The organism is Streptomyces sp. NPDC018045 (assembly GCF_044327445.1).
In the GTDB taxonomy this organism is placed as follows: domain Bacteria; phylum Actinomycetota; class Actinomycetes; order Streptomycetales; family Streptomycetaceae; genus Streptomyces.
The window spans coordinates 39,318-46,772 of the sequence record NZ_JBIRFL010000039.1 but is presented as its reverse complement, the minus strand read 5'-3'; the positions used below and the strand labels follow the sequence as shown (position 1 = coordinate 46,772).

5 protein-coding genes and 1 pseudogene are annotated in these 7,455 nt (G+C 67.6%); all 6 read right to left on the bottom strand.

Annotated features, from left to right (window positions below):
- Positions 1-139: 139 nt before the first annotated feature.
- Positions 140-1,471 carry a PLP-dependent aminotransferase family protein gene (locus ACH4EB_RS36505; protein ID WP_398352717.1) on the bottom strand — a complete coding sequence of 444 codons (1,332 nt, stop codon included), beginning with the start codon at positions 1,469-1,471 and terminating at the stop codon, positions 140-142.
- On the bottom strand, positions 1,471-2,619 hold the full coding sequence (locus ACH4EB_RS36500) for an alpha-hydroxy-acid oxidizing protein (protein WP_398352716.1): 1,149 nt from the start codon (positions 2,617-2,619) through the stop codon (positions 1,471-1,473). The genes ACH4EB_RS36505 and ACH4EB_RS36500 overlap by 1 nt, the downstream gene beginning before the upstream one ends.
- On the bottom strand, positions 2,616-3,689 hold the full coding sequence (gene hppD / locus ACH4EB_RS36495) for a 4-hydroxyphenylpyruvate dioxygenase (protein WP_398352714.1): 1,074 nt from the start codon (positions 3,687-3,689) through the stop codon (positions 2,616-2,618). Before hppD ends, ACH4EB_RS36500 begins: the two co-directional genes overlap by 4 nt.
- Before the next feature lie 90 nt (positions 3,690-3,779).
- Entirely contained in the window at positions 3,780-5,624 is a 1,845-nt protein-coding gene (locus ACH4EB_RS36490; RefSeq protein ID WP_398352713.1) for an amino acid adenylation domain-containing protein, read from the bottom strand.
- Positions 5,531-7,144: a condensation domain-containing protein gene (locus ACH4EB_RS36485; protein ID WP_398352720.1), complete on the bottom strand. Its 1,614-nt coding sequence runs from the start codon at positions 7,142-7,144 to the stop codon at positions 5,531-5,533. The genes ACH4EB_RS36490 and ACH4EB_RS36485 overlap by 94 nt, the downstream gene beginning before the upstream one ends.
- A gap of 33 nt (positions 7,145-7,177) precedes the next feature.
- Positions 7,178-7,453: pseudogene (locus tag ACH4EB_RS36480) on the bottom strand (hypothetical protein); the annotation flags it as partial.
- Between the last annotated feature and the right edge of the window lie 2 nt (positions 7,454-7,455).

The window sequence follows — 7,455 nt, the reverse complement described above, 5'->3', positions numbered from 1 at the left end:
GGGGGGTGGGTGGGGTTAGGCCTGGGCCCCGGCGAGTGCCTGGATCGCCCCACCCTGGGGTGATCCAGGCACTCGCCGGGGCCCTGAGAGTCACCAGGACAGGGCCGCTGCCGACCGGGCACTGTCACTGATCGGTGTGTCAGAGCCGTCCAGCTACCCCGAAGGGCCTGCCATGGTGGCAGCCGTTCAGCAAAGCCCCGAGGCGGTCGAGCCCCCTCTCGATCTGTTGCGGTGTCACCTGGCTGTACGATAGGCGTATCTGGTTCAGGCCGCCACCGTCACCGTAGAAATAGGCCATCGGCGTCCACAGCAGTCCGTGTTCACGAGCGGAGTGTTCCAGGACTTCGTCGGTCGCCTCGAACGGAACAGTGAGGGTGAGGAAGAATCCTCCGTCAGGGCTGTTCCAACTGACTTCATTACCCTCCCCGAAGCGGCGGGAAAGCCCTTCCAGCATCAGCTGGCGATTGCGGTCGTAGAGTGCAATCTCCCGGTGATTCCTGGCACGCAGACTCAACCCGTGATCCAACAAGGATCCGCCGACAACGGCTTGGGCGATCGGTGACGTGTTGACCGTGAGCATGCTCTTGAGCACCGAGAGGTGATCGGCAAGCAGGCCCGTGGCGCCGTCGGGCCCGGAGGAGGTCAGCTGGTCTGCGACGACATAGCCAACACGGGCCCCCGCGATCGACGTCTTTGCGAACGACCCCAGTTGGATGACGGTCCGACCGGTGTCCAGCGACTTCAGCGAGGGAGCCAGAGTCGGTCCCGCGTAGACGCTGTACGCACTGTCCTCGAGTACCAGCAACCCATGCTGTGACGCCCTGGTGAGCAGGGCGCGGCGGGTACGGGCGTCCATGCTGATACCTGTCGGGTTTGCCGAGTCCGGGATCACGTACAGAGCCCTGGGACGAAGTCCGTCGTGGCGTGCCGTCGCCACTTGCCGGTCCAGATCATCGAGGTCGATGCCGAGCGGTCCGCTGCGCACGGGCCACACGGGCATTTCCGAGAGACGAGCGGCACCAGCAAGGCCAACATAGGTCGGCGACACTGCGAGAACAATGTCCTCGGACGTTGCTTTGAGCGCCCGTAGGGCCAGGAACAGTGCCTCCTGGCAACCGGCGGTGATGACAATCGACTGGATGGGCACCTCGATGCACTGATCCTTTGCCAGGTGACCGCACACCAGTTCGGCGATGATGCCCTTGGTCGGGCCGTACTGAAGCAGCGCTCGCCGGACTTCATCAGGCCTCATGCCCCTGTCGTCCCGCAGATAGGTGGTGTATCGGTCGAGGTAGAGATGGACGTCCTCTGTGTCGAAGAACGCCTCGGTCGGGCGTCCTGCCGCGAAGGAAATCGCCTTCGGGTACCGCTCAGCGATCTCATTGAGGAAGTTCATCGAATTCATCGCCGGATCGCACAACGAACCGTGCAGATCGACCAGGAGCAGGTCGGGTGTCTGGGGCGTCGGCATCAGGTATCACTCCCGTACGAACGAGGAATCTGCACCGTACGCAGTTGGCGTGCGGCCTGTGCGGTCGGGCAGCCCGCCAGCTGCATGGCGTGACGGAGCTCGGTGCCAAAGAGCCCGAGGACTTCCCGGCACCCCTGCTCGCCGTCCACGGCCAGGCCCCAGATCATCGGCCGACCGAGCAGCACCGCACGGGCGCCGAGCGCGAGAAGCGTGAGCGTGTCGGAGCCGCTTCGCACGCCGCTGTCGGCGAGAACCTGACAGTGGTCCGCCTTCATGGCGGCGAGCCGCTTCACGATGCGCGGAAGCGCGACGGCGGTCGGCACGGCGCCGTCGAGCTGGCGTCCGCCGTGGTTGGACACCACCACCGCGCTCGCCCCCGTTTCGGCGGCGAGCGCGGCGTCTTCGGGGTCCAGGACGCCTTTGACCACCAGGGGAAGGCGTGTCTGCTGCCGCAGCCACGCGAGATCCGCCCAGGTGACGGACTGGGAGAAGGTGACGGAGGTGTGCACGGCGACAGCCGACGCGCCCGCCGTACGCCGGTGGGCCAGGGGAGGCCCCGTCTCGTCGAGAAGCACGGCACGCACGGAGGGCGGCAGGGCGAAGGCGTTCCTGGCGTCCCGCAAACGCCGTCCCATGACGGGCACATCCACCGTGACCACGAGTGCGTGACAGCCGGCTTCCTCGGCCCTGCGGACCAGTCGCAGGACCCTGCCCCGGTCCTTGAGCCAGTACAGCTGAAACCACAACTCGGCCCCTGTCTCGCTCAGTTCGTCGAGTGATGTGCTGCTCAGGGTGCTGACGATGAACGGCACGCCGGCCGCCGCGGCCGCGCGCGCGGCCGCGCCTTCGCCCGCTGGGTGGAAGAGCCGCTGGTAGGCCACCGGCGCCACGGCCACCGGAAGGGCGGAAGGCCTGCCGAGCAGCGAGGCCGCGGTGTCACAGAGCGCTACATCGGTGAGCACGCGAGGGACGACGGCGGTCTGGTCGAGCGCCACGCGGTTGGCTGCCAGCGTTCGCTCCCGCTCGGCGCCCCCGGCGAGCCAGTCCCAGACCTCACCGTCCAGAGCGTTACGCGCCCGCCCTTCGAAGTCGGCTACGGAAAGGGCCTCCGACGGCGTGCACAAGGCGTGCTGGGCAGCCGAGGTCATCGGGCCGCCGCTTCGAGAGCCCGCTGGTGTTCGACCGCTTCATACAGCGCGCGAATGTTGTTGCTGCCGAAAGTGCGCGCCCCGAGCCGTTCGATCACCTCGAAGAAGAGCGTGTTACGCGGGTGTTCGGAAGCGGTGAAGATCTGGAAGAGCTGACCGTCGTGGTCTTCGTCCACAAGGATGTTCCCTTCCCGCAGCTGGTCCACCGAGTGGATCCGAGGGGTGAGCCGCTCGGCCAGCAGCGCGTAGTACGACGTGGGGGTCGTGAGGAACGCCGTGCCCGCCGCCTTCATGTCGCGTACGGACCGAACGATGTCGTCCGAGGTGAAGGCGATGTGCTGGACGCCTGCGCCCCCGTGGCGTATCAGGAACGCCTCGATCTGCCCGGCTTCGGCCTGCGGCGCCGGCTCGATCAAGGTGAGGGTGAGGCTGTGCGACACGTTCTGTACCACGCCGGAGTTCATCCCCATCGGGCCGACGCTGATGTTCTCCTCGAAGACCACGTTCATGCCGAACACGTCGGTGTAGTAGTGGACGCAGTCGGCGAGCTGCCCCTCCGGTAGGCACACGGCGAAGTGGTCGACCTCCTTCAGCCCGGCGAAGCCGACGTCCCGCAGCGCGCTGCCGACATGTTCGTCACGCTCCACGAGCCGGTGGGTCACGTTCCCGAAGGCGACCACGGCGGCGGTGGTGCGGCCATCGTCCTCGGTGGGCTCCTGCGCCGAGACCGCCCCGCGGATCATGAGGTGTGAGTACACCGAGGGGACATCCGTCACACCTAGGGCGACGGAGGCGACGCCGTCTCCATGGACCTCGGTGAACGCCCGGGCAGGATGCTCCGCCGTAAGGGCCTGGACGACACGGAACCTGATGCGGCCCTGGCGCAGCATCGCGAAGAGATGGTCGCCGCCGCTGCTGCGCGTGACGGGCACGGCGACGTGGAATCCGTAGCCCTCGACGAAACGGCTGACGGCTTCGGTGATGTCCTCGACGTGGAATTCGACGTGATCGAGCGAGGCATCGGCGATCGGCGACGACTGGGTCGTGAGCCCAGCGAAAGAAGAAGTCATGAGGTAGTGCTCCACTTACTGTGTCGAAAGGTTCCCTCGGCCTGCGGCGTGAGGGAGGTGAATCTCCGGAGAATGCTTCCGGCGCGGCGCCTAGTGCGGCGACAAGTTCGAGCGGTCGGTCTTTCCGTTCGGAGTCAGCGGCAACTCGTCGAGGAGGACGATGACGCCGGGGACCATGTACGCCGGGAGTTCCGCGGAGATCATCCGGTGCACGTCGTCGTCGGACAGGGCACTGCCCGCATCCAAGACGATGTAGGCGACCAAGTCCTTGCCGCCGTGCGGATCCGGTGTGGCGACGACGGCGGCCCGGCTCACTCCGGGCAGGCGGACGAAGGCCGACTCGGCTTCGCCGAGTTCCACCCGGTACCCACGGATCTTGACCTGGTTGTCTTGGCGACCGAGGAATGCGAGCCGGCCGCCGGGATCGATCCGCACCATGTCGCCGGTGCGGTACATACGACTGCCGGGAGGACCGTACGGGTCGGGGAGGAAGCGTTCAGCCGTCAAACCTGGCTTTCCGAGATATCCGCGGGCCACGCCGCTGCCGCCGATGAACAGTTCGCCGGATGCCCCGTCCGGCACCGCCTCAAGACGTTCGTCCAGGACGTGGATCCGCACCCCCTCGCGGGGCGTCCCCAACGGCAGCGGACCGTCCGCGTGCCGGGCCTCGGTCAGCACGCAGTGCGTCGCGAACAAAGTGGTCTCCGTCGGCCCGTACAGATGCCGGACGCGAGTTGCGGGGCAGCTCTCCAGCACACGGCGGACACCGCTGGGCGCCACCACGTCGCCTCCGGTGAGAACTTCGCGCACGGAGGAGAAGCACTCGGGCAACTGGTCGGCGACGGCTCCGAAGAAGCCCGCTGTCAGGTGAACTGCGGTCACGGAGTGCTGCTCCAGAAGTTCGTACAGGCGCGGCCCGTCGAGGGGCTCGGGCGGAGCTACGACGATCCTGCCGCCGTTCAGCAGGGGAATCCACAACTCGTACGTCGAGATGTCGAAGGCGTACGGGGCGTGGAACAGGACGGACCGGTGGGCGCCATCGGCCCAGCAGCTGTCCGTGGCGAAGTCGACCACCGAGCGGTGCGTCACGGCGACACCTTTCGGTGTGCCGGTCGAGCCGGAAGTGTGGATGACGTACGCCAGTGCCGTACCGTCACTCGGAACGCCGGGTGCCGTCTCCGGCTCGGCGGCCAGTCCACTTGCGGGGTCGTCGACCACGACCACCTGGGCTTCGTGTGCGAAGCCGAGCTCTTGGGAAGCCCTGTCCACCAAGACGACAGAGGCGGCCGAATCGTCCATGACCAGCGCCATGCGGTTGACGGGATAGCCGGAGTGGAGGGGCACGTATGCGGCGCCGGCCTTCAGCACGGCCAGTAGTGAGACGATGAGGTCGGCGGAACGCTCTTGAAGCACGGCGACCCGCGACTCAGGATGTACGCCAAGGCCGAGCAGCCGGTGAGCGAGCTGGTTGGCGCGGCGATCCAGATCCGCATAGGTGAGCCGGCGGCCCCGGAATTCCACCGCAACGGCGTCGGGGAACCGAGCCGCCCAGGCGGCGAAGCAATCGTGCACGGAGAGTGGCCCCGTCGGGGGATTGGCTGCGACCGTCGGACGTATGTCCTTCCAGACGCGGTCGACGAACGCCACGCATTCGTCCGGCGTGCCGTGCGCACCGACGGCGTGCCAGCCGGCCGGGACGGTGCGTTCGGCGGGCCACAGCGCATGCTGACCTGCAGCGTTGACGACGACCGTGTGGTGAGTTCCTGCCGCCATGCCGGTACTCCTCCTGGTATGGGAATTGCGGTGGTGGAAGTAGAGAAGCGATGCTGCGCGGGGCGGGGTCAGCCGCCGGCCGGTGGCTTGTCGAATGTCACCAGTGACCGCAAGTCCGATACGCACTGGGTCAGGAACCGACGCGCGGTCGCTTCGTGCCACAGATCGGTGGCGTAGGCGAGCTCCAGCCGGTAGGTGCCGCTCGGCGCCCGGTGTACGTACAGGCCGAGGTCGAAGAGGGACCAGCGGACGCGGGGCGTGACGGCCCTGGACTGGTGCGCGCCGAACGAGGTGCGGGACGCTGCCTGGGTCACATCGTTGAACCAGACCTGGAACAGGGGGTTACGGGCCAGATCACGCGGAGCGCCGACTGCGGCGACGATCTCGTCGAAGGGGACGGAGCTGTGTTCCACCGCGGACAGTAGCGCGTCGGCCACCGTTTCCACGAGTTCCGCGTCCAAAGGGCCGGCCGGTACCCGAAGGCGCAGGGGTACCGTGCGCATGAAGAATCCGACGGTCTCCTGGGCATCCTCGCTCTCACGGCCCGAGACAGGAACGCCGATCACGACATCGGATTGCTGCCCCCACCGCGCGAGGACGTGCGCGTAGGACGCCAGAACCGGCATGGCCGGGCTAACCCTCCTCGCCTTGCCGAGCTGTCTCAACTGCCGTGAAACGTCGTCCGGAAGCTCTTCGGTGACAGCCGCGCCCCGGAAAGAGGGACGTTCGGGCCGAGCGGCCTGAAAGGGCAGCCGGAATTCCGAAGCCGCACCCGACAGGGTGGAGCGCCAGAAAGCGAGAGACCGCGCGCGGTGCCCGGGGTCGTCTTCGATGGCGGCTATGAGGTCACCGTACTGGATCGGTTGAAGCACCTCGCCGCTTGCCTGGCGGGCCCCGCTCTCCACGGCGTAATGCTCGCCCAGTGCGTCCCACATCAGATCCAACGAGGCCATGTCGGAGATCAGATGGTCCATGACCAGCACCACAGCGAATCGTTCGGCGCCGGTCTCCGTCAGCAGGCCCAGTACCGCGCGCGGGAGCTGGCCGGAGTCGAAGGGGAGGTCTGCGAGGTCACCTGCGAAGGAGCTGACCTGCTCGTCCCAGCCGTTGCCGGCGGGCGGCACCGTGCGATGCCGGAAAGTCCCCGGCGACGGTGTCATATCGTCGTGAACGCACTGATACAGGCCACCGCCGTCGTCCTCGACCGTCGTCCGCAGGACTTCGTACTGCGTGACGAGCCGGTGCCACGCCTTCTCCAGGGCCGTCGGGTCGACCCCTCCCCGGCAGTCGAGGGCGCCGATGACGTTGTAGGCAGGGGAGTCCGGGAAGATCAGCTGGGTCATCCAGATACGGCGCTGATCCGGCGACAGTGCGGCCCGCGAGGGGTCGGGGCGGCGCGCCACCGCGGCGCGCGCGTGCGGCGCTCCGGCGGGCAGGTGCCGACGCAACTCCGTCAAGGAAATGTCGTCACGGAGGAAGGCGGTCAGGGGGATGCGTACTCCCCAGCGGCGCGCGATGCTTCCCGACAGCCGAATCGCTGCCAGACTGTGCCCACCGGCCTGCAGGAAGCCGACGTCAGCTCCGGGCGGAGGGGCGCCCAATGCCTCGACCCAGCAACGCACCAGATCGTCAGCGGGCACGTCCTCGACGGGCGTCAAGGCGTGCAACGGCACCTTGCGCATCAGCTCCAGCGGGTCGGCTGCCCCGTCGGCGTTGCGGGGAACCTGCTCCAGGAAGTGGAAGAACCCGGGCAACGGCTCGGCGGGAAGTTCCGCACGAAGGGCACACAGCAGTGCCTCCGGCCGCAGGAGGGCGCCGGCTGGGGGATCGGCGTCGGGCACGACGCAGGCGATCATTTCGGCCTTTCCCCGGAGCCGGAGCGGGACGACAACGGCGTCCCGCACGCCGGGGTGGGCTCTGAGGCACTTCTCGATGCGGCCGCGCTCCGTGGGGCCGGCGGAAACCGGAGATGCATGCTTGTCGCCGTTCATCG